At 73.7% G+C, this 21751-nt stretch carries 23 protein-coding genes; 13 read left to right on the forward strand and 10 right to left on the reverse strand.

Going from position 1 to position 21751, the window contains the following annotated elements; all coding sequences use genetic code 11:
* The first annotated feature begins 274 nt into the window (after positions 1–274).
* The 3 genes from IEY93_RS34465 to IEY93_RS34475 all read left to right on the forward strand — a co-directional run bounded on the left by IEY93_RS34465 (position 275) and on the right by IEY93_RS34475 (position 3204).
* Positions 275–1468, forward strand: a complete 1194-nt coding sequence (locus tag IEY93_RS34465) for an acyltransferase family protein (RefSeq protein ID WP_229691717.1) — start codon at positions 275–277, stop codon at positions 1466–1468.
* Between the two features lie 89 nt (positions 1469–1557).
* Positions 1558–2733, forward strand: coding sequence for an endonuclease/exonuclease/phosphatase family protein (locus IEY93_RS34470; protein WP_189167371.1), 1176 nt, complete (start codon positions 1558–1560; stop codon positions 2731–2733).
* Between the two features lie 108 nt (positions 2734–2841).
* Entirely contained in the window at positions 2842–3204 is a 363-nt protein-coding gene (locus IEY93_RS34475) for an MmcQ/YjbR family DNA-binding protein (protein ID WP_189167372.1), read from the forward strand.
* Positions 3205–3539: 335 nt separating this feature from the next.
* On the opposite strand, the gene IEY93_RS34480 is transcribed toward IEY93_RS34475, so the two are convergent.
* Together IEY93_RS34480 and IEY93_RS34485 are read right to left on the reverse strand one after the other, a co-directional pair.
* Positions 3540–3953, reverse strand: a complete 414-nt coding sequence (locus IEY93_RS34480; protein ID WP_189167373.1) for a universal stress protein — start codon at positions 3951–3953, stop codon at positions 3540–3542.
* 403 nt (positions 3954–4356) lie between these two features.
* Positions 4357–4761 carry a VOC family protein gene (locus IEY93_RS34485; protein WP_189167374.1) on the reverse strand — a complete coding sequence of 135 codons (405 nt, stop codon included), beginning with the start codon at positions 4759–4761 and terminating at the stop codon, positions 4357–4359.
* Between the two features lie 91 nt (positions 4762–4852).
* On the opposite strand from IEY93_RS34485, the gene IEY93_RS34490 reads away from it, so the two are divergent.
* The 5 genes from IEY93_RS34490 to IEY93_RS34510 all read left to right on the forward strand — a co-directional run bounded on the left by IEY93_RS34490 (position 4853) and on the right by IEY93_RS34510 (position 8452).
* Positions 4853–5809 (forward strand): helix-turn-helix transcriptional regulator, encoded by a 957-nt coding sequence (locus IEY93_RS34490; protein ID WP_189167375.1) that lies wholly within the window; start codon positions 4853–4855, stop codon positions 5807–5809.
* Between the two features lie 204 nt (positions 5810–6013).
* Positions 6014–6463, forward strand: a complete 450-nt coding sequence (locus IEY93_RS34495; protein ID WP_189167376.1) for an RlpA-like double-psi beta-barrel domain-containing protein — start codon at positions 6014–6016, stop codon at positions 6461–6463.
* 10 nt (positions 6464–6473) lie between these two features.
* Positions 6474–7070, forward strand: coding sequence for a cell wall protein (locus IEY93_RS34500; protein ID WP_189167377.1), 597 nt, complete (start codon positions 6474–6476; stop codon positions 7068–7070).
* A gap of 9 nt (positions 7071–7079) precedes the next feature.
* Positions 7080–7856: a MauE/DoxX family redox-associated membrane protein gene (locus IEY93_RS34505; protein ID WP_189167378.1), complete on the forward strand. Its 777-nt coding sequence runs from the start codon at positions 7080–7082 to the stop codon at positions 7854–7856.
* A gap of 104 nt (positions 7857–7960) precedes the next feature.
* Positions 7961–8452 (forward strand): DnaJ family domain-containing protein, encoded by a 492-nt coding sequence (locus IEY93_RS34510; RefSeq protein WP_189167379.1) that lies wholly within the window; start codon positions 7961–7963, stop codon positions 8450–8452.
* Positions 8453–8603: 151 nt separating this feature from the next.
* Here the strand turns inward: IEY93_RS34510 and IEY93_RS34515 are convergent, their stop codons facing one another.
* The 8 genes from IEY93_RS34515 to IEY93_RS34550 all read right to left on the reverse strand — a co-directional run bounded on the left by IEY93_RS34515 (position 8604) and on the right by IEY93_RS34550 (position 16455).
* A complete protein-coding gene (locus IEY93_RS34515; RefSeq protein ID WP_189167380.1) occupies positions 8604–9653 on the reverse strand; it encodes a WD40 repeat domain-containing protein in 1050 nt (349 codons plus the stop codon).
* Positions 9654–9670: 17 nt separating this feature from the next.
* Positions 9671–10498, reverse strand: coding sequence for a hypothetical protein (locus tag IEY93_RS34520; RefSeq protein WP_189167381.1), 828 nt, complete (start codon positions 10496–10498; stop codon positions 9671–9673).
* A gap of 422 nt (positions 10499–10920) precedes the next feature.
* Positions 10921–11418 (reverse strand): flavin reductase family protein, encoded by a 498-nt coding sequence (locus IEY93_RS34525; RefSeq protein WP_189167396.1) that lies wholly within the window; start codon positions 11416–11418, stop codon positions 10921–10923.
* A gap of 323 nt (positions 11419–11741) precedes the next feature.
* Positions 11742–12266, reverse strand: coding sequence for an NADPH-dependent FMN reductase (locus IEY93_RS34530; protein WP_189167382.1), 525 nt, complete (start codon positions 12264–12266; stop codon positions 11742–11744).
* Positions 12263–13627: an LLM class flavin-dependent oxidoreductase gene (locus IEY93_RS34535; RefSeq protein ID WP_189167383.1), complete on the reverse strand. Its 1365-nt coding sequence runs from the start codon at positions 13625–13627 to the stop codon at positions 12263–12265. The genes IEY93_RS34530 and IEY93_RS34535 overlap by 4 nt, the downstream gene beginning before the upstream one ends.
* The gene (locus tag IEY93_RS34540; protein WP_229691718.1) at positions 13624–14565 is read right to left on the reverse strand and encodes an ABC transporter permease; all 942 of its coding nucleotides are present in this window, start codon (positions 14563–14565) and stop codon (positions 13624–13626) included. The genes IEY93_RS34535 and IEY93_RS34540 overlap by 4 nt, the downstream gene beginning before the upstream one ends.
* Complete coding sequence (locus IEY93_RS34545; RefSeq protein WP_189167384.1) at positions 14558–15439, reverse strand: ABC transporter ATP-binding protein; 882 nt, start codon at positions 15437–15439, stop codon at positions 14558–14560. Before IEY93_RS34545 ends, IEY93_RS34540 begins: the two co-directional genes overlap by 8 nt.
* Complete coding sequence (locus tag IEY93_RS34550) at positions 15436–16455, reverse strand: ABC transporter substrate-binding protein (RefSeq protein WP_189167385.1); 1020 nt, start codon at positions 16453–16455, stop codon at positions 15436–15438. The genes IEY93_RS34545 and IEY93_RS34550 overlap by 4 nt, the downstream gene beginning before the upstream one ends.
* A gap of 395 nt (positions 16456–16850) precedes the next feature.
* Between IEY93_RS34550 and IEY93_RS34555 the strand changes: the two genes are divergently transcribed.
* From IEY93_RS34555 to IEY93_RS34575, 5 genes are all read left to right on the forward strand, one after another.
* A complete protein-coding gene (locus IEY93_RS34555) occupies positions 16851–17384 on the forward strand; it encodes a selenium-binding protein SBP56-related protein (RefSeq protein WP_229691719.1) in 534 nt (177 codons plus the stop codon).
* On the forward strand, positions 17381–17746 hold the full coding sequence (locus tag IEY93_RS34560) for a hypothetical protein (protein ID WP_372444510.1): 366 nt from the start codon (positions 17381–17383) through the stop codon (positions 17744–17746). Before IEY93_RS34555 ends, IEY93_RS34560 begins: the two co-directional genes overlap by 4 nt.
* 126 nt (positions 17747–17872) lie before the next feature.
* The gene (locus IEY93_RS34565) at positions 17873–18901 is read left to right on the forward strand and encodes a lytic transglycosylase domain-containing protein (protein ID WP_189167386.1); all 1029 of its coding nucleotides are present in this window, start codon (positions 17873–17875) and stop codon (positions 18899–18901) included.
* A gap of 198 nt (positions 18902–19099) precedes the next feature.
* Entirely contained in the window at positions 19100–20314 is a 1215-nt protein-coding gene (locus tag IEY93_RS34570; RefSeq protein ID WP_189167387.1) for an FxsB family cyclophane-forming radical SAM/SPASM peptide maturase, read from the forward strand.
* Between the two features lie 48 nt (positions 20315–20362).
* Positions 20363–21718: an aKG-HExxH-type peptide beta-hydroxylase gene (locus IEY93_RS34575; RefSeq protein WP_189167388.1), complete on the forward strand. Its 1356-nt coding sequence runs from the start codon at positions 20363–20365 to the stop codon at positions 21716–21718.
* The last annotated feature ends 33 nt before the right edge of the window (positions 21719–21751 follow it).

Consider the following 21751-nt stretch of genomic DNA (forward strand, 5'->3'; position numbering starts at 1 on the left):
TCACCGCCGGCATCGACGACACCGGCCGCTTCCACCTCACCGCCCAGGCATCACTGAACCACCCGGCCCCCATGGACCAGGACCTCGCGGCCGAGCAGGCCGCGGCCGACCGGGCGAGCCCGCTGCGGCGCTTCGCCTCCTGATGCGAGCCCGGCCGCGCCGGGACGGCACGGGCGCCAAGGCTTGCGACGTGCTCTTTGCGGCGGTCGGGCGGCCGGTTGGGGGGATGTTCGGTAAGTTGGGTCGGGTGTCTGTCGCGCCCGATCCGTCGCAAGTGTCCACTGTGACGTCGTCCGCCCGTCTTGCCTGGCTGGACGCGCTGCGCGGCATCGGAGCCGTCGCGGTGGTGGCCGAACACCTGCTCCCCTGGGTCGTGCCATGGCTGCGCCCGTACACCTTCAACCTCGGCGTCTACGGCATCATGGTGTTCTTCCTGGTCAGCGGGTACATCATCCCGGCTTCGCTGGAACGGCACGGAGACGTCAGGGCGTTCTGGATCGGCCGCGCCTTCCGCCTGTACCCGTTGTACCTGGCCGTCATCGGGCTGGTGCTGGCCATGTCACCGTGGCTGCCGGTGCGCCAGGCGGTGCCGCGGGACCCGGCCTCGGTGGCCGGGCACGCGACCATGCTGCTGGACGTGGTGGACATCGCCGGCGTGGCCGACACGATGTGGACGCTGTCCTACGAGATGGTCTTCTACCTGCTGGTCACCGCCCTCTTCGTGACCGGCGTCCACCGGCGCAGCGGTGTTCCCGCCGTCCTGCTCGCCGTCGCGGCCGTCATCGTAGGGATGTTCGTCCCCGCCGCGGCGCTGCGCGGCGGCTGGGTCGCCTGGGCGTCGGCGGGGGTGTTCGCCGCCGGGCTGGCGTGCGTCGTCTCCGGGCGGTGGCGCAGGACGGCTGCCCTCGCCCTCGGCGGCATGGCGCTGGTCCTGCTGTTCCTGGGCAGCAGGGTGCCCTGGCTCGGCGTGCTCATCCTCGCGGTGATGTTCGCGGGCACCGCCATCCACCGCTGGGAGCACGGGACCGGCCCGTTCTGGCCCGTCCCGCTCACCCTGGCGCTCGTCGCCGCCGCCCCGGCCGGCGCCGTCCAGGCCGGCTGGTGGTGGGTCCAGCCGGGTGTGTGGATCACCACGATGGTGCTCGTCGCCGCCACCTTCGCGGGCGCGATGGCCCTGCGCCGCCGGCGCGTGCCCCGGGTCCTCACCTGGCTCGGCCTGATCAGTTACTCCCTCTACCTGCTGCACCACCCGCTGCTGCGGCTGTACGTCTGGCTGACCGGCGACCTGCGCTGGTCGCCGTGGCACCTGCAACTCCTCATGGCCGCGCTGTTCGTGGCGCTGATCCTTCCGGCGGCCTGGCTCACCCACCGCTATGTGGAACGCCCCGCGCAGCGCCTGGGCCGCCGGCTCTCCGCTCGCGCTCTGCCCCATGGTGAGCGCTTTCCGAGCGCCTCTCCGGCTGCTTAGCTGGTGTCCGGCGTCCACGCCGCCCCGCCGTCCCGGTGCGGCCCGCGACGCGTGCCCGTCTGACACGAGATGAGGGGAAGACACCTTCCGTGATCTCCAGTCGCCGCGCGTCGTCCGACGCGCCTCGATGGCGGGTCCGGCTGCTGATGGGGGCGGCCGGCACCTGGCTGGCGTACGTCGCCCTGCAGCACCTGCTCTCCGGCCGTTTCTGGCTGTGGCTGCTGCCCGACCTCGCCCCGCCCCTGGTGTACCTGGCCGTGCCGCTGCTCATGCTGGCCGCCGTGCCGCTCGCCGGGCGGGCCTGGCGGTGGTGCGCCGCCCTGACCGCCGCCGCGCTGCTGCTGGGCGCCGGGCAGAGCGGCCTCAACCTCGCCGCGCTGCCGGGCGGCGGGTCACCTCCGCCGCCCGGCGCGCTCCGGCTGCTGTCGTGGAACACCGAATACTGGTACCAGGACGACGACCCCGGCCGGTTCTACCGCTTCCTGAAGGACCGGCGGGCCGATGTCTACCTGCTCCAGGAGTACATGAACTGGGACAACGGGGATCCGCTGCCCTTCGATGACCTCGCACGGCTGCGCCGGGAGTTCCCCGGCTACCACATCGCGCACCTGGGCGAGCTGGTCACCCTGTCGCGCCATCCCATCGTGGCCACCCCGCCGGTCGGGCCCGCCCGGGCACTCGGGCCGCGGCCGTCCTGGCGCGCGGAGTTCGACCTGGGCAAGGTCCTGCGTACGGACCTGCGCGTGGGTGACGCTGTGCTCTCGGTGTACAACGTGCACATTCCCACGCAGTACATGCTGGACGAGAACCCGCTGACCTCCGCGTTCTATACCAAATTGCGGGCCAGGGACGCGGCGCGCCGGGCGCAGTTCGACGGCCTGCGCGCCGACGTGGCCGCCAACCCGGGGCCGGTGCTGGTGAGCGGTGACTTCAACAGCACCGCCGCCATGGGCGACATGGGCTGGCTGTTCGGGCGGCTGTCGGCCGCCAACCGGGCGGCCGGCGATCTGCACCTCGGGAGCTGGCCCGCGGGCGGACCGGCCCTGTGGCAGCTCGACTGGACGCTGACGGCACGGGCCACCGTCCACACCTACCGCCTGACCGACCCGCTCGGCATGTCCGACCACCGCGCGCAGGAACTGGTGATCTCCGTGCCCCCGGATCGGCGCCCGGCCACGCCGAACACCCCGGTACCGGCCGGCGCGCCCGCCTTCCCGCCGCCGCTCGCCGCCGCGCGACACCACCGGCCCGGCCCTTGGCCGTGACCCCGGCACGGCCGAGCGGTTCGCGGGACAGGCTGCGGTCCCGCGCCCTTGCGGAGGCCGGCGCAGGCGCGCGCGGGGATTGTCGGGGAGGTTTGGTAGAGATGGGGGATGAGCGTGAGCGTTGAGGAGTTCCTGGGCTTGCTGAACAGGCTGCCCGAGGTGCGGCAGTCCGACGGCGGCGACTGGGTGTCGCTCAAGGTGCGGGGTAAAGGCTTCGGCTACCTGTGGGAGCGCACGCGCACCGTCGGTCTCAAGGCCACGATCGAGGAGCAGCTCGCGCTGGTGGCCGAGCGGCCCGAGGTGTTCGAGGTGCAGTTCACCGCCGGCCGGTTCGGCTGGGTGGTCGTGCACCTGGACAAGATCGACGCCGACGAGCTGTTCGAGCTGGTCACCGAGGCGTGGTGCCTGACCGCCCCCGCCGAGCTGGTCGCCGTCCACGAGGACCAAGGCCTGTTCGGCCTGCTCCGCTGACCACCCGCCCGATGCTCCCGCGGTGCGGGAGCACTGCGACGCGAGCGATGGTGCGCCCCTTCGTCACGAGGGGGAAGGTCGGGCCGGGAAGCGGGCCTGGCTTCGGCGCACGTATCCCATCGTCGCCGCACCGATGACCTTCTACCGGCCTGAAGCAGCGTCCCCGATCCTCGCCGACCTGCTCGAACCGGCCGTGATCCGCTCGGCCTCCGCTTCGTCGGCGGACCAGCCGCTGCGACGACAGCGCCGGGTGGCGCGTTGGGCGGCCGGGCCAGGACGGGCGAGGAGCGGCAGGGCCGGAGCCTTGGGCCGCCCCTCGCCTCCGGTCAGGGCGGTCAGACGACCAGCAGCAGGGACACCGTGGTGTGCAGGGTGACCTCGTGGGTGACACTCCCGCCGAGCAGCGCGCCCACCCGGCCGTGGTGCCGGGGCCCGAGCACGATCAGGTCGCTGCCCAGCTCCGCGGCCCGGGACAGGATCAGGTCCGGGACGTCGCCGCGCAGTGCCCCGGCCACGTCGCCGGCGGCCTGCAGACCTGCGGCCTGGAGGCCCGCGACGGCCCGGTCGACGATCGCCCGCGCGGCCGTGTCCTCCTCCAGGTCGACGACCTGGTCTCCGACGATCTCACTCTCGTTGGCGTGCAGGACGTGCACCCGCGCGCCACCGGCCTTGGCGAGACCCTCGACGATGTCGATGATCTTTTCGCCCCGTTCCGAGCCGTCGATGGCGACCAGAATGTTCTTGAACATCTTTCCCCTCCGATTTTCCGGTCGCGGCGCGCCCGCGCCGGGAGGGCGCGGTACCGCCGCGTCGACCGGCGGACCCGCCGAGAACGGTGATCTCGGGCGACGCCGCCCCACCCGCCGGGGAGAGCGGGCCCGGCACGTGGTGCCCGCGGTCCCCTCCGGCGGGGAAGCGACCGCCGGCGGGGTGACGCCGGGCGGTCCAGCCGGTCGGCGGCAGCATACGCCCGCGGATCACGCGCCCCGCGCCCGCCCCCGGCTCGAACGCCCGCGTCCCGCCCGGCCGTCCCGCCCGGCGATCCGCACTGATGAGGCCTGGGCGCGGGCGCTCCCGAGCGTCCATGCGGCGCCGTCCGGAGGGCCGCCTCACGTTCGCGACCAGGCATCCGGAAGATCGGGCCCCGGCGCGTCAGCGGCCCGCGATCGCCAGATAGTGCTCGTTGTACATGACGCCGAGGATGTTGCCGAAGGGGTCGACGACGGAGGCGGTGACGAAGCCGGGGCCGTGCTCGGTCGGCTTGCCGTGCGGCGTCGCACCCAGGGACAGCAGCCGCTCGAAGGCGGCCTCGATGTCGTCCACGTGCCAGTAGACCACCGCGCCGCCGGCCTCCTCCGAGCGGGGACGGGGCGCGAAGCGGGCGGCGATGATGCCGAGCTCGTGCTCGTAGTCGCCGACGCGGAACTCCGCGTAGGCCGGCACCCCCTCCACACTGCGCGTGAAGTACGGCTCCAAGCCGAGCAGTCCGGCGTACCAGCGGACGGCGGCGGTGACGTCGTCGGCGTAGAAACTGACGGTGGTGAGGCCTCGCAGCATCGGACGGTTCCTCTCTCTCGGTCGGGGACACCACTCATCCTCCGCGGCAAAGTGCTCACCTTCCGAGCACTTTGCGAGGAGAATTCCGGGCATGCGCGCCGACCGCCTCGTGGCCGTCCTGCTGCTGATGCAGAGCCGTGGCCGGGTGACCGCGGCCGAACTGGCGGCCGAGCTGGAGGTGTCGGTCGCCACCGCCCGCCGCGACCTGGAGGCGCTCGCGGCGGCGGGCGTCCCGGTCTATCCGCAGCCGGGTCGCGGCGGCGGGTGGTCGCTGGTCGGTGGCGCCCGCACCGACCTCAGCGGTCTGACGGAGGGAGAGGCGCAGGCGCTGTTCCTGCTCGCCGGTCCGGCCGCCACCGTTTCGGCCGAGGCCAGAGCGGCGCTGCGCAAGCTGGTGCGGGCCCTCCCCCGGACCTTCCGCGCCGACGCCGAGGCCGCCACCGACGCGACCGTGATCGACCCGGTGCGGTGGGGCGAGCGTGACCGTCCCCGGCCCGCGGTCGTGGACCTGTTGCGGACCGCGGTGATCCGCCGCCGTGAGGTCCGCCTGACCTACGCCGGCCGCGCCGGTGAACCGTCGGAACGGCTGGTCGCCCCTTGGGGTCTCATCGACAAGGACGACACCTGGTACCTGCTGGCGGGCACCGAGCAGGGCCGGCGGACCTTCCGGGTGGACCGGATCATTCAGGCCGAGCCGACCGGGCGGACCGGCGAACGCCCCCATGGCTTCGTCCTCACCGCCGCCTGGCAGGAGGTCGTCGAGGAGATCGAGCGGCGGCGCTCACGCACCTGGGCGACCGTGCTCATCGAGGAGCGGTTCGTGCCGGTCCTGCGCGACCGGTTCGGCCGGCACTGCCACCCAGAGGGCGAAGCCGGCCAGGGGCGGGTGCGGGTCCGCCTCGGCGCCCCCACCCCGCTGGACATCGCCCGCAACCTCGCCGGATGGGGCGCGATGATCGAGGTCGTCGGCCCGCGCTCCGTCCAGGACGAGCTCGCCCGCATCGGCGCCGAACTGCTCGCCCGCTACGCCGCCGAGCCGACCGGCTGATCCCACCCGCGGCCGTAGCCGGTCGCGGGGCCACCCGGCGGCGGCCGAGGGCGACGGGCTTTCCATAGCTTCGGACTGCTCGAAAGTTGGTCGTTGACGAAGATTTGCTACCTGCTATCCATGAACCAGGTCAGGAAATTTCACCCACCCGCACCACCCAATCGGGGGCTCTCCCATCCCATCCGCCGCCCTAGGAGGACGCGCATGGCGCGTAACCAGCCCACCGACCCACCCATCGACCTGTACGCCGCCGTACAGGGAGAGGTCTCCTGGTTCTGCTGCGGCTCGGCCTGGGGGCCGTGCAGCAGCACCGGCCATGGGGCCTGCGGCACCTGCAATTCGGGGAGCATGCAGCACGCCTGGCCCAACACCTCCGACGCCTGCCTGTCCATCACCCGCCCGGACGCCTGCGGGGTGTCGCTCAGCCGCAGGACCTGCGGCTTCGCCCACCGGACGACGGCACTGTGCAGCGGCGCCAGCGTCGTCACCACCATCGCCGACTGCGGCCCGCAGACCGACCTGTTCTGCGGCGAGCGCAGTTGCTGCGGCGCGACCTGCGCCAGCAACCGGCTGATCGACCTGACGCCCGCCGCGTTCAGCCAGATCGCGAGCCTTTCCGCCGGTCTGCGGCCGGCCGAGATCTCGGTCCCCTAGGAGGCCGCCGATGACCACCAGAAGGCAAGTGCTCAGATCCGCCGTGCTCGGTGGCGGCGCCACCGTCCTGGCCGCGACCGCGCTGGGCTCGCTCGGCCCCGAGGCGGCCTTCGGCGCCGCCGCCCCGGCCGTCACGCCCGGCGCGCCCGACCCGAACTTCGCCGAGGGCCGCATCCGCTCCATCAAGGACAACACGCTGTTCGTGCTGGGCTCGAACATGGTGTTCCACCGGATCCGGGTGGTGGACGGGACGAGCCTGTGGAAACTCGGCCCGGTCGCCTTCGACCAGGCCAAGCCCGGTGACGGCCTGTACGCGCGGGGCGTGCGCATGCCCGACGGAGTGCTCGCCGCCGAGTCGGTGTGGCTCAACATCGTCAACATCAAGGGCCATGTCCGCACCATCACCAGCGAGAAGATCCACCTGGACCACAACGGCCAGGAGATCCTCTGCCACCAGGTGCCGGGCAAGTCGGTCGCGGTCTACTCCGACGCGCCGCCCTCCGCCGACCTGTCGCTGCTGCGCGTGGGCCAGCACGTGCAGGTGCTGGGCGCCTGGCGTCCCGACACCAACCAGGTCGACATCGCCACCGTCTTCTCCCCCCACTAGGAGCACCGGTTGAACGGGATCGCCGCGCTGCAGCCGTACGTCATCGGCCCCCTCCTGGTGTGGGCGGCCGTGCTGAAACTGACCGGACGCCGGATGCGGGCCCAGGCCGGCCGTACCGCGCTGGCGCGGCTGGTGGGCGCGGCGCGCGCGGTCCCGGCCCTCCGGCTCACCGGCCTGCTGGAACTCGCGGTTGCGGCGGCGTTGCTGCTGCCACCGGTCTCGCCCGCGGACGGCGTGGCCGCCGCCGTGCTGTCCGCCGGCTTCCTGGCCTACCTCACCTATGCCCGCCTGGCGGCGCCGGCGTCGTCGTGCGGGTGCCTCGGCGCACACGCCCGGCCGGTGAACGTGCGCGGTTTCGCCCGCGCCGGCCTGCTGCTCGCCATGAGCGTCGCGGCGATCTGGGCCAGGCCGCACCCCATCGACGCGCCTCTGGCCGTCCTGGGCCTGGCGGAGGCCGCCGCCCTGGTGGCGTTGTCACCGGAGCTGGACCGCGCGTGGCTGGTGCCGCTGCGCCGGCTGCTGGTCCGGCTGCGCAGACCGCTCACCGTGCCCACGCCCGGGGAGGTCCCGCTGGAGGTCAGCCTGCGCCTGCTCTACCGCAGCCCGGCCTACTGCTCCGCGTCGGCGCGGATCACCTCCGACGTGCGGGACGCGTGGGAGGAGGACGGCCTGCGCTTCGTGGTGTACACGGCGGGCGCGCGGACGGCGGTCTTCGCGCTCCCCCTGGCCGGCGACGACCCGTCCGAGGTCCGGGTCGCGCTCACCGACGAGCCGGCCATGGCCTGACCTCCCCACCCGTGCCGGGCACGGTCCCCCTCTGCGGCACGAGCGCTCACGCGTAGGCTGTCAGGGACGAGCGGGTGCCGGCCGGGTGGTGACGGGAGGCGGCTGTGACAGAGCGCAAGCCGATCGGGGTCTCCTTCGAGACGTGGGTCGACCGGCAGATCCGCGAGGCCGCCGAGCGCGGCGCGTTCGACGACCTGCCGGGCGCCGGCAAGCCGCTGCCCGGACAGGGCGAGGCGCACGACGACATGTGGTGGATCAAGCGGAAGCTGCAGGAGGAGAACCTGTCGTTCCCGCTGCCCGCTTCGCTCGCCCTGCGCAAGGAGGCCGAGGAGGCCCTGGCCGCGGTGGCGCGTGCCCGCTCGGAGGACGAGGTGCGCGCGATCGTGGCCGACATCAACCACAAGATCATTGAGGGCACCCGGAAGGCCATGTCCGGGCCGCCGCTCAATCTGATGCCCTACGACGTCGAAGAGATCGTCCAACAGTGGCGTGACGGCCATCCCGCCCCGCCCGCCCCTGCCCTGCCCCCGCGAAGCGAGGCACGCCCGAAGCGGCGCTCCTTGTTGCGATGGCTGCACGGCCGCGCCGGCCGCTGACCGCACAGGCCCGAGGCGAGATCGCCGGCCGGGTGAGCAGCCGCCGGACCGCTGGTCACGCCGCACAGGGCGAGCCTGCCGACGACAGGGCGCCCAGGAACGGGGCCTTCAGTGCCCTCCCGGGGAGCCATCGCGGCCCCATGCGCGCAGCTCACGGGCGGACGGGGAGGAGCCACAGGGTGTAGGGGTCGAGGCCGGTCCCGGGGACCACATCTCCGGCGCGACCCGCGACGAGCCAGCGCGCGTCGGGGCTGAGCCGCAGCAGGCCGATCTCCCCGGTGGTCACCTTGACCTGTCCCGCGGGGAGGTCCCGGTCCGGACGCCAGGCCAGCACCCTGCCGTCGCTCGACCCGGCGAACAGCAGGCCTCCGTCGCTGATCGCGGTGTCACCGGTGTACGACCGCGGGGCGACGTCGATGGTGAGGTCTCTGGTCGTGGTGCCGGTCGCCGGGTTCCTGACGAGCACGTGCGCGTCGGAGGTGCCGACGCTCGCCCAGCGGGCGGCCGGGCTGTAGCGTGCGGGGTGGAAGCACACACACCACATCGTCGAGCGCAGGCGCCAGTCACCGGTCCGCCAGGCGTCGTCGCCGAAGATGTCGCCGGTGTGCAGGGCCCCGCCGTCGGCGGAGAACGCCATGCTCGTGTACACGTGCCGCTCCCCGCCCTTCGCGGGCGACGGCTGCGACAGCAGCGCCACCCGGCGGCCCGAGGACACCTCGAAGACCGAGACGTCGTCCGTGCCGACCGCGAGCAGGCGCGCGTGGCGGTCCAGGGCGAGCGCGGTGGTGACGCCGTACACGCCGTCCGCGGGGAACTCGACGAACCGGCCGAGGGCGGGCCGGGCTGTGTCGAGCAGCTGGACGCCGCCTGCGGTGGCCGCGGCCACGGTGGCCCCGTCGCCCGAGGCGGCCAGCGCCATGACCGGCGAATGCGCGACCTGCAGGACGGCCTGCGGGGTCGCCGCCACGCCCGCTGCGCGGAACTCCACCCTGCCCGTGGAGGTGCCCACGACCAGCCCGCCGCCTCCGGTGAAGGCGACGGCGGTGACGGCCGAGCGGTCCAGCGGCTCGGCCACTCGGACGGCGGGGGCACCGATCAGGGCGGCGGGCGGCGGGTCCACCGGCGCGGAGGGCAACCGCCCGCCGAGGACCAGCGCGGCGGACATCCCGGCCCCGACGCCGACGAGCGGGAAGGCCCTCATCCACCGGGGGGCACGGGTCATCGCGAGCCCCGGCGCGCCGTGGGGATCGGGGGCAGCGGGGCGCCGGCGGGGACCGTCCGGCTCGGGACCGGCCGCGCGTCGGCGCGCTGGAGAATCCAGGCGTCGGAGAAGTTCCAGGCCCAGGAAGCGCCCCGGGGGCCGGCCGTCGTGGTGAACCCGCCCGGCGGCCCCACGTCGATCGTCTCCCGCTCACCGTCCACGATGACGTCGAGCCGCAGCCGCCACTGGTACGTCGCCCGGCGGGCGCTCGCCGACACGGTGAACGCCTCGGTCTCGCCCTTGGCAAGGGTGAACCCGAACGGCGCGCCCCCGTTCGACTCGTAGGCCACCCGGGGCGGCGCACCGTCGAGATCGACGGAGAACGCGCGGAACGCCACCTCGCCCGCCCCGGGACACCTAGCCGGAATTCCGCCCATTGGCGGCGTTTTTCGTATTATCTGGACACGGATTCCGTCGACCAGCACCGCACCGTCCGCCTTGCCCTGCAGAATGACCCGGACCACGGTGCTCTCCGCGTCGACTCCGCCGTTCTTCACCGCCCACCCGTGGAATCCGTCGCAGCCCACCCCCGGGTCGCCGGAGGTCCGGGTGCCGGCCGGGATCACCGTGACCCGGCCCGTGCCACCGATGCCGCTCATCCGCGCCGGATCGGTCTCGAAGGAGATCGCGATGGCGTCCCTCGGCGGCGTCCGCGCGGCGAGTCGCGTGAGAAGTGTGGTCGCGCCCCAGGACACCGCGGTGGTGAGCGCGGTGGCCATCACCAGCCCTGGCACGCTGAGCAGACGGTCGCGCAGTGACCGCCCTCCACCATCCGGCCCCGTCACGCCTCCCCCTCCGCCGATCGGCCGCCCCGCCGTCGGCTCCCCCGCCGCGGCACCGCCGGACAGTGTCGTCACCGTCCGCCCGCCGGCCTCCCGTCACGCCGGGCCGGCGGGAAGGACCCGCCGTCCGCGCGCATGGGCACGTCCCGCAGGTGCAGGTGGACTAAAGCACATTGCCCCTTGAATTTCACAAGCCTTCGGAAATGACCATCAGCCGCCCGCGGCCGTTCGTTACACGAAGCACACACCACGACATGCCGGCTGGCGACTCGAGGTCCCTTTCGGCCGGCGGGTATTTCGCGTCCTCCTCGCCACCCGGGGTGGGCGCGGTCCACGCCGAGGGGACGACCGCGGGAACCGCGCCGGGCCGCGGGACGGATGGCGCCGGCAGGCCCGGGGGCGTGGGCCGGGCCTGCCGGGGCCGGTCACGGGTGGGCGGTGAAGTCGCCGAAGCGGCCCTGGTGGTAGAGCAGCGGGTTGCCGGGGTCGTGCACCTCGGCCTCGGCGACCAGCCCGACGACCAGGAAGTGGTCGCCGACGGTGACGGTGTCGTAGGGCAGGCAGACCAGGTGCGCCGAGACGCCCTGCAGCAGCGGGGCCCCGAGGGGGCCGGGCCGCCACCGGGTGGGCTCGGCGAAGCGGTCCACGCCCTTGCTCGCGAATCGCGACGCCAGGCCGGCCTGGTCGCCCTTGAGGATGTTGACCGCGAAGTGATCGGCGGAGCGCAGCCACGGCCAGGTGGTGGACGCCCGGTCGACGTAGAAGGCGACCAGCGGCGGGTCCAGGCTCACCGAGGAGAACGAGGTCGCGGTCAGCCCGACGGGCACGCCCTCGTTCTGCGCGGTGATGATGACCACGCCGGCCGCGTGGATGGCGAGGGCCTGCCGGAAGGTGCCACCGGTGACGGCCACCCCGGAGCCCACCGGCCGCTCCCGGCGCTGGTCGTGGGGGCCGGCCGCGCCGGCGGGCACGGCCCCGTTCGCGGCTGTGGCCGGGTCCCCGGCGCCGGGCCGGACGAGGGCGACCACGCCGGAACGGTCGCCTGGCACGCCGTCCGGGCCGCCGGCACCCGCCGGAGCGCCGGCGGCGGACGGCGCGGAGCGCGCAGCCGCGGCGACCGGCCGCAAGGACGGGGCGACCGGCCGCAAGGACGGGGCGGGGCGCGGGACCGGGACGCCGGGCAGGGGGGACGGCGCGGCGTCGTCGGGCTCGGGTCCGCGGTAGGAGGCGCGCTGGGCGGGGACGGTCATCGCGCGACCTCCCGCGCCGGCGCGGCGCCCAGTTGCGGGGCGACCTGGCCGGCCCAGGTGCCGAGCACCGCGTCCAGCTCGCCGAACTGCGACTCCAGCAGTGCCAGCCCCGGGGTGGGCACCTGGGCGCCGAGCTCGGCCAGCACCGGCCGCAGGTGCAGTTCGACGGCCAGCGCGTGCCGGGGGTCGCCCATGAGCAGCAGCGGCAGCGCCACGGTGCCGGTCAGCGCGCCCGGTGGCAGCCGGTCGAGGAAGACCTTGAGCAGGCCGGTGTAGGTCGCCTTGTAGGTGGGACTGGCCACCACGAGCACATCGGCCGCCGCCACGGTCTCCAGCGCCGCCCGCACCGCGGGGGACGGACCGGGGTCGAGCAGGCGCTGTCCGAGCGCCGACAGGTCCACGACCTCGGGGGCCGTGTCGTGTCCGGCGCGCCGGGCGACCGCCTCGGCGGCGGCCACCGCGGCGGCCAGCGTGCGGGACCCCACGCGGGGGTTGCCGACCAGGGCGACGAACGAGCTCATGACGCCACCGCCACATCCACACGCGCCTTTTGACCCGCGCCCGCCGCACGGCTCGCGGTGTACCGGGAGGCGGGCCGGGGCAGTCCGTAGTTGCCGCGCAGCGTGCGGCTTTCGTACTCGGTGCGGAACAGCCCTCTGACCTGCAGGTCGGGCACCACGTGCTCGACGAACGCCGTCAGGCCGTCGGGCAGGGTGGGGGGCATGATGTTGAACCCGTCGGCGGCGCCGTTCTCGAACCACGACTGGATCTGGTCGGCGATCTGCTCGGGGGTGCCGGCGACGACGCGGTGACCTCGGCCGCCCGCGAGCCGGCCGAGCAGCCGCCGCACGGTCAGGCCCTCTCTGCGGGCGAGGTCGATGATCAGTTTGCGCCGGCTCTGCGCGCCCTCGGTCTCCACGGGGATGGCGGGCAGCGGCCGGTCCAGGTCGTCCTCGGTCAACTCGATGCCGACCAGGTGGGAGAGCTGCGCGAGACCGTAGGCGGGAATGATCAGGTCTTCCAGCTCGCGTGCCAGCCGCTGCGCCTCCTCCTCGGTGCCGCCGATGATCGGCGAGATGCCGGGCAGGATCAGCAGTTCGCCGGGGCTCCTGCCGTACCGGGCCAGGCGGGACTTCAGGTCGGCGTAGAACTCCTGGCCTTCGGCGAGGGTCTGCTGGGCGGTGAAGACGGCCTCGGCGAACCGGGCGGCGAACTCCTTGCCGTCCTCGGAGGAGCCGGCCTGGACCAGCAGGGGGTGGCCCTGCGGCGAGCGGGAGGTGTTCAGCGGCCCGGCGACCCGGAAGTGGGTGCCGTGGTGGTCCGCCGGGTGGATACGGCCGGTGTCGGCGTACTGCCCGAGGCGGCGGTCGCCCACGATCGCGTCGTCCTCCCAGCCGTCCCATAGCTTGGTGACGACCTCCAGGAACTCGGTCGCCCTGGCGTAGCGGTCGGCGTGCGCGGGGCGTTCCCTGCCGAAGTTCCTGGCCTCGGCCTCGCCGGCGGAGGTGACGATGTTCCATCCGGCCCGGCCGCCGCTGATGTGGTCCAGCGAGGCGAACGTGCGGGCGACGTGGAACGGCTCGTTGTAGGTGGTGGAGACGGTGGCGATGAGCCCGATGTGGTCGGTCACCGCCGCGAGCGCCGACAGCAGGGTGAGGGGCTCCAGCCCGCCGATCGCGTTGTGCCGGACGTCGCCCTGCAGTGCCAGGCCGTCGGCGAGGAAGACCGAGTCCAGCAGGCCGCGCTCGGCGATCCTGGCCAGTTCCTGGTAGTGCCGCACGTCGGTGAGGCGCGCGGGTTCGGTGCGCGGATGGCGCCAGGCCGCCTCGTGATGGCCGACGCCCATCAAGAAGGCGTTCAGATGGAGCCTGCGGGTGGTCATGAGGAGGTCCTCCAGGTCGAGAAGCGGCGCTCCACACTGACGAGGAGCAGATTGAACAGCAGGCCGAGCACGGAGATGGTGATGATCCCGGCGTACATTTCGGGGATGCGGAAGCTGAACTGGGCGTCCTGGATGAGGTAGCCGAGGCCGGCCTTGGCGCCGACCATCTCGGCGAACAGCAGCACGAGGATCGAGTACGCCCCGGCGAGCCGGATGCCGGTGAAGACGGTGGGCACGGCCGCCGGCAGGATCACCTTGCGGAACAGCCGCAGGGAGCCGAGCCCCATCGACCGGGCCGACTTGATCAGCAGCGGCTCGACGGTGCGCACCCCGCCGATGGTGTTCAGCAGGATCGGCCAGGCGCAGGCGTACAGCACGAATATGATCTTGGACGGCTCGCCGAGGCCGAAGATCAGGATGAACACCGGGAGCAGGGCCACGGCGGAGGTGTTGCGGAACAACTCCAGGACGGGGCTGAGGAAGTCGGCGACCGGCCGGTACCACCCGATCGCCAGCCCGAGCGGGATGGCCAGCACGATGGCCAGGCCGAAGCCGGCCAGTGAGCGCACCAGGGAGGCCTGGAAGTGCTCCAGCAGCCGCCCGTCCGCCAGCAGGTCGTACCAGGCGGTCAGGACCTCCGACAGCGGCGGCACGAAGACCCGGTCCACCGCGCCGGTGCGGGGAAGCAGCTCCCAGGCGGCCGCCAGCAGCGCGAGGGCCAGCGAGCGGCGCAGCCACAGCGCCGCCCGCGCTCCGGCCGCCCGCCACCCCCGCCTGGCGCCCTCGCGGGCGGGGGTCACGGGACCGGCGGCGGCGGTCGTGGCGGTCGCCGGGATCGCGGGACCGGAGGCCGGACCGGGAACGGAGGTGACGTCGGCGCCAGAGGCCGCACCGGTGCGCGGCCGGTGGCCGGTCGGGGTGGCGAGGGTGTCAGCCAAGGGTGCGCTCCTGCTCCTGGGCCGCGGCGACCTCGTCGCGCAGCAGGGTCCAGATCTCGTGGCGGTACTCACCGAAGCGCGGATCGGCGCGCAGGTCGCCCTCGCGCGAGCCGAAGGCCACCTCGATCACCTTCTTGATCCGCCCGGGCCGGGAGGTCATCACCGCGACCCGCCGGCCGAGGTACACCGCCTCGTCGATGCCGTGGGTGATGAAGACGATGGTCTTGCCGGTCTTCTCCCAGATGCGCAGCAGCTCCTCCTGGAGCGACTCGCGGGTCTGGGCGTCCAGGGCCGCGAACGGTTCGTCCATCAGCAGCACGTCCGGGTCGAAGGCGAGGCTGCGGGCGATCGCGATGCGCTGGCGCATGCCGCCGGACAGCTCGTGCGGGTAGCGCTGCTCGAACCCCGCGAGCCCGACCAGCTCGATGTAGTGCCGGGCGAGCGCGCGGCGTTCGCGCCGCGGCACGTCCTTGGCCTCCAGGCCGAACTCGATGTTGGCCAGGGCGGTGCGCCAGGGGAACAGGGCGTACTGCTGGAAGACGACGCCCCGGTCCAGGCCGGGCCCGGTCACCGGGCGGCCGTCGATGAGGATCTCGCCGCCGCTCGGCGCGGTGAGGCCGCCGATCAGGTCGAGCAGGGTCGACTTGCCGCAGCCGCTCGGGCCGACCAGGGTGAGGAACTCCCCCTCGTGCACCGCGAGGTCGACGCCCTCCAGCGCGGTGAACGGCCTGTCGGCCCCTCTGACCTGGAAGGTCTTGCCGACGGCCCTGACGTCGATCTTCGTGTGCACCAGGGTCCGCCTCGGGACGCCGATGGAGACCGCCGTCACCGGCGAGGCCTCCCCGGACGCGGTACGGTGGCCGGCGATGGTCATGACGCACTCCCTGTGGCGTACGGGTTGTAGGCGTTGGTGAACAGGTCGGCCACCTTGACCTGGCCGGGTTCGATCTCGCCCTCGCGTTCGAGCCAGTCGGCCCAGGTCTGGAAGTCCCGGGCCTCGATGACCCCGCCCTTCTGGGCGACTCCGCTGCTCTTCCAGAAGCCGATGGCGCTCGCGTCCTCGTTCCTGCCCCGGGCTGCGATGATCTTCCGGTACTCGGCGACCACCTCTTCCCGGGAGTGGTCCTGGGTCCACCGCACCGCCTTGGCGAAGGCCTCGACGAACTTCCTGGTGGTGCCGGGGTTGCGCTTGATGAACGGCTCGGTGAGCACGACGCTGCCCGCGGTGAACGGGCCGAACAGGTCGATGTCCGTGAACAGCGGGTGGATGCCGCCGCGCTCCAGTGCCTTGTCGCGCAGGATGCCCGACAGCGCGGCGACGTCGATCTGCCCCTGGCGCAGCGCCTGCTCGGTGCTGACCGGCGGCACCACGACCAGCTCGACCTTGTCGATCTCCTGCGGGGTGAGCCCGCCCCGCTTGAGGTACTCCTTGAGCACGGCCTCCAGGTGGGCGCCGAGGGTGTTGACGCCGATCTTCTTGCCGATCAGGTCGCGAGGGCCCTTGATGGGCGAGCCGTCGGGGACGTAGTAGCCGATGAAGCTGTCCTTGTCGCTGCCGTAGTAGCCGACCACCGCCTTGATCGGCGCGCCGGCGGCGGCGAGCTTGACGATCGCGCCGTTGAACGCGCCGCCGAAGTCGGTCTGGCCGGTGGCGGCGGCCTGGATGTCCTGCGGGCCGGAGATGGTGTTGCCGATCCACTTGAGCTTGACAGGGGCGAGGTAGCCGAGGTGCTCGGCCAGCTCGGGGAAGGTGACGGCGCCGACGCTGCCCTGGTAGCGCAGCTCGGTGACCTCGGCGCCGCCCGCCCCGGCGGCGCCGGAGGCCGAGCCGCACGCGGCCAGGGTGATCGCCAGCAGGACGGGGACGAGAGCATGTCTGTGTCTGATCACGGAAAAAGTGGTCCTCGTGAGGGGAAACGCGTTCCCGCACGGCCGCACGCGGGCGTGCCGGAGGGACGGTCGTTTCGCGGAGTGGGTCGTCTGGGGCGTGGACACCGTCGGCCACGTGGAAAGCGGGGAGGCGGCCGCACGGCGTGGCGCCGCGTGCTCCGCTGTCGCGGTACGGCGCCGGTGCCGCCCGCAGGATTCGGCCCGCCGGGCGGCCGGCGATGCCGGCGGCCGGGACGGGTGCTGAGAGAGATGCCCGCGGCGTGCGATCAGCGACACTGTGCGCTGGCGGTGTGGCCCAGGTCCACGTGCCAGCGCCGGGTGAGGTCAATCCCTTGGCCCATGCCCCGAACCTACGACGCACCGCGAGAGAAGTCAATATTCCCTACCGGTTGTCCATGAATATGGCCGTGCTCCGCAAGGTGATCGACATCCCGGCCGAACCGGCCGACCCCAAGGACCTGCCCGAGGTGCTCAAGCCGTTCGGCGCGGTGCCGCCGCTGGTCACCGACATCGACCTGTCGGTGGACGACCAGCGCCTGTACGTCTCCTGCTGGGGCACCGGAGAGATCAAGCAGTACGACGTGAGCGACCCGTTCAAGCCGGTGGAGCTCGGCTCGCTGCGCATCGGCGGCGTCACCGGCACCCGCGCCCACCCCGCCGCGCCGGACGTCCCGCTGCGCGGCGGCCCGCAGATGGTCGAGGTCAGCAGGGACGGGCGGCGGCTGTACGTCACCAACTCCCTGTACGGCGCCTGGGACGACCAGTTCTACCCCGAGGGCGTCGGCGCCTGGCTGGCCAAGATCGACACCGACGCCTTCGCGTTCGACGAGCGCTTCTTCCCGCACGGCCACGACTTCCGCGGCCTGCGCCCGCACCAGGTGCGGCTGCAGGGCGGCGACGCCTCCTCCGACTCCTACTGCTACCCGTGACCACCCCCATGACCATCGCGGCCGCCCTGCTGCTGGGCGCCTTCCACGGGCTCAACCCCGCGATGGGCTGGCTGTTCGCCGTGGCCCGCGGCCTGCAGGAGCACAGCAGGACGCGACTGCTGTGGTCGCTGCCGGCGATCGCGGCCGGGCACCTGGCGGCGGTCGTGGCGGTCGCGCTCGCCGGCGATCTCGGCATCGCGGCGCTGCACACCCTGGCCATGTTCACGGCGGCCGGTGTGGTCGCGCTGGTCGTCTACGAGGTCGCCGGGCTCACCGTGCTGCGCCGCGCGTGGTTCAACCTGGACCGCATGTGGGCCGCGGCCCTGGTGGCCGCCGGGCTGCTCACCCTCGCCCAGGCCTGAGCGGTCAGCGCAGGACGCGGGCGGCGACCCGCCTTCCCCTTTCCCCGCCTACCCGCTCGGCGGCCCGGCATGCCGCCGCGCGCGTTCCCCTCCGGCCCCGGGCCCCCGCGGGTAGGTTGGAGCACCATGGGAGACGACACGCAGGACACCCGGATCTCGCGGGGCACGCGGCCGGCGGGACGCACGTGGCCCCTGTCGCGGACACGGCCCGCACAGAGCTCGCGCCGTCTCACCTGCGCGCTCGCCGCCGTCACCCTGGCCGCGGGCACCGCCTGCGGCGCGACCTCGCAGACCGGGCAGGTGGCACCGCCGTCCGCCGCGACCGTCTCCGCCTCCTCGCCCGCCGCGGCGGGGTCTCGCACCCCGGCGGCCGCGACGACGGCGCAGGCGTGGCTGCCGCGCCCGGACGCCGAGATCCCGCAGGACCCCGGCAAGCTCGCCCGCGAGCTGGACCGCACGATCCGGGCGCTGCGCGCGGCGATCGACGCCTGGCGGCGGGACGGCGACCCCGGGCGGGGCCGGCCGCCCGAGCCGGTGGTGCTGCTCGCGCTGCACGAACAGCGCATCTACCGCTACACCGCCCGGCACCCCGAGGTGGCCGAACGCGCTTTCGCGCGGCTGAGCCCGGCGTTCGCCACGCAGGCCCGGAACGACACGACCGCGGTGCGCGAGCTGCTCTCCCTGGCCCACCCGGTGAAGGGCGCGGTGCGGTTCAAGGTGCGCGAGCCGGAGCCGGCGGACGTCCTGCTCGGCCACTTCAAGCGGGCCGAGCGCCGGTTCGGCGTCGAGTGGGAGGTCCTGGCCGCCGTGATGCTGGTGGAGACCAAGTTCGGCCGGGTGCGCTCGGCCAGCCACGCGGGCGCGCAGGGCCCCATGCAGTTCATGCCCGCCACCTGGAAGGCCTACGGCATGGGCGGCGACATCCACGACACCGGGGACGCCATCGCCGCCGCGGCCAACTACCTGCACGCCTCCGGCGCTCCCCGCGACTACCGCAAGGCGCTGTACGCCTACAACCACTCGCAGGCGTACGTGGACGCCGTCCTGCTGCACGCCCGGCGGATGAAGCGTGACGTGCGCGGTTTCTACGCCTACTACAACTGGCAGGTGTTCGTCCTCACCACCGACGGCGAGCGCCGCCTGACCGGCCCCTGACCCGCGGCGTCCCGCCGCGCGGACCGGGCGGCGCCGGTCCGGTCCGCCGTTTCCCGGTGCGCCGGACCGGCCGATCCGCCCGGACCGAAATCACGGCCATTATCTGCCGGCGAAATTGCGTCCTCCCCAGTACGGGCCGGGCACGGTAAAATAACGGGACCACGGTGCTCACCGGACACGGCGCGGGGTGTTTCCCGGTTGAATCCCTATGTCGGAGACCCTTCCAAGGAGTGGCCGGCGGTCCTCGACGTCGCCGCGCTGCTGGAGAGCCGATGGCAGGGGCGCCCGTTCCGGCAGTTCCTGCTCAAGGTGCACAGCCGCTGCAATCTCGCGTGCGACTACTGTTACGTGTACATGATGGCCGACCAGAGCTGGCGTTCCCGGCCGATGGTGATGGCTCCCGATCTGGTGAAAATCGCCGGGCGGCGGATATCCGAGCACGCCAGAGCGCATTCTCTGCCCGCGGTCCGGGTGATTCTGCACGGCGGGGAACCACTGCTCGCCGGCCGGGAATACCTGTCCGGAATCGTGGAGTCGATTCGCGGCGAGGCGGGACCCGGGCTGCGCGTGGAGGCGGCCGTGCAGACCAACGGCGTCCTGCTGGACGAGGAGACCCTGCACGCCCTCGACCGGCTCGGCGTGCGGGTGGGCGTGAGCCTCGACGGCGGGCCGCGCGCCAACGACCGCAACCGCCGGTACGCCGATGGCCGCGGCAGCTATGAGGCGGTGGCCCGCGCGCTGCGCCTGCTGAACCGCCCCTCCTTCCGGCACCTGTACGGCGGGTTGCTGTGCACGGTGGACCTGGCCAACGACCCCGTGGAGACCTACGAGGCGCTGGCCGCGTTCGACCCGCCGGTGATCGACTTCCTGCTGCCGCACGGCACGTGGCGGTCTCCTCCGCCCGGCCGCGGGCCCGATCCGGCGCGCACGCCGTACGCCGACTGGCTCATCCCGATCTTCGACCGGTGGTACTCCTCGCCCGGGGAGATGACGGTCCGGTTCTTCCAGGAGATCGTCCACCTGCTGCTCGGCGGCGCCTCCGAGAGCGAGTCCATCGGCCTGACCCCCACCACGCACGTGGTGGTCGAGACCGACGGGACGATCGAGCAGACCGACTCGCTCAAGGCCGTCGGCCAGGGCGCCCCGGGGACCGGGATGAACATCAGGGAGCACTCGTTCGACGCCGTGCTGCGCCACCCGGGGATCGTCGCCCGGCAGCTCGGCTGGGACGCGCTCGGCGACGAGTGCAAGAAGTGCAGGTTCGGCCGGGTCTGCGGAGCCGGGCTCTACACGCACCGGTACCGGCCGGGCACGGGATTCCGCAGCCCGTCGGTGTACTGCGCGGACCTGTACCGGTTGATCGGGCACATACGGTCCCGCCTCATCTCCGACCTGCGCGGCCCGGACGGGTGAGCGCCGGTCGCGGGTGAGCGGCCTGAGCGCACGGGTGAAGGGAGCGCGATGGCGCCGAGATCGCAGGCACTGCCGCCGGACGTGGTGGCGGCCCTGGCCGCGGGAGGCGGCGGCGGGCGGGCCGCCCGGCACCTCGCGGCCCTGCAGGAGCGCGCCCACCGGATGCTCCTGCTCGGCGTGGTGCGCGAGGCCACCGCCTCCGGACACCCCGGCGCCCCGGCGACCGCGCGGGCCTTCGAGCTGCTGGCCGGCCTGGAGAGGCGCGCGCCGGACGCCGTCCGGCGGGTGATCCGCCACCCGTCGGCCGGAGCGTGGGCGAGGGCCGCCTACCGGCAGCTACGGGCCGGCGTGAGCGGGGGGCAGGCGATGCGTACGCGCGAGAGCGGGCCCGGCCGCCCGCGCACGCGGGAGAACGGGCACGACCCGGCGCGCGGGCGTGACGGCGGCGGGCACGACCCGAAGCGGATGGGAGCGGTCGCCGCGGCCGCCGCCGCCCTGGCGCGGTTCCCGTGCCGGGTGGAGGTGCCCGCCCCCGGCGGGTGGGCGGACCTGCCCGGCCTCGGCCGGGTGCGGGCGCGCGGCGGCGGCCCGGAGGCCGTCGTGCGGGTGGGAGAGGACGGCGGGCTGGAGGTCGACGGGGAGCCCGCCGTGCTGGAACCGCTGCACGGGCTGGTCACCGAAGACGGCGGGCTCCGGCTGCTCGTCGACGACCTCGACGCCTACCGGTGGGATCCGGCGCGGGTGCCCGGCGGGCGGCTGGCCGCCGCCGAGCGCGAGCGGTGGGGGCGGTGCCTGGACGGCGCCTGGCGGACGCTGCGCTCCCATCACTGGACGGTCGCCGAGGAGTGCCGGGCGATGCTGACGGTGCTCACCCCGATCAAGGGCACGGACACCGCGGTGGACAGCGCCTGTTCGCCCGACCACTTCGGCGCCATTGCGCTGTCACCCCCGCCGGACGCCCTCTGGCTGGCCATGACGTTCGCGCACGAGTTGCAGCACGCCAAGCTGGGAGCCCTCGCCGACGCGGTGCGGCTGACCCTGCCGGACGACCGGCTCTACTACGCGCCCTGGCGGCACGACCCGCGCCCGCTGCCCAGCCTGCTGCAGGGGGCCTACGCGCACCTGGGGGTGGCGGGGTTCTGGCGGCGGCAGCGCGCCTTCGAGCCCGGCCTGCGGCCGCACGTGGAGTTCGCGCACTGGCGGGCCGCCACCCACACCGCGATCGGCACGCTGCTGGGGAGCGAACGGCTCACCGACGAGGGGCGGCGGTTCGTCTCGGCCATGCGCGCCACGGTGGCACGATGGCTGGCCGAGCCGGTGCCCGGCGAGGCGCTGGAGGCCGGCCGCGCCCAGGCCGCCGCCCACCGCACCCGCTGGCGCACCCAGCACGGCCCGGACGCCTAGCGCCCCGCCCGGCGAGGCTCCCGCAGGGCGCGG

It is taken from the genome of Sphaerisporangium melleum, from assembly GCF_014646695.1.
In the GTDB taxonomy this organism is placed as follows: domain Bacteria; phylum Actinomycetota; class Actinomycetes; order Streptosporangiales; family Streptosporangiaceae; genus Sphaerisporangium; species Sphaerisporangium melleum.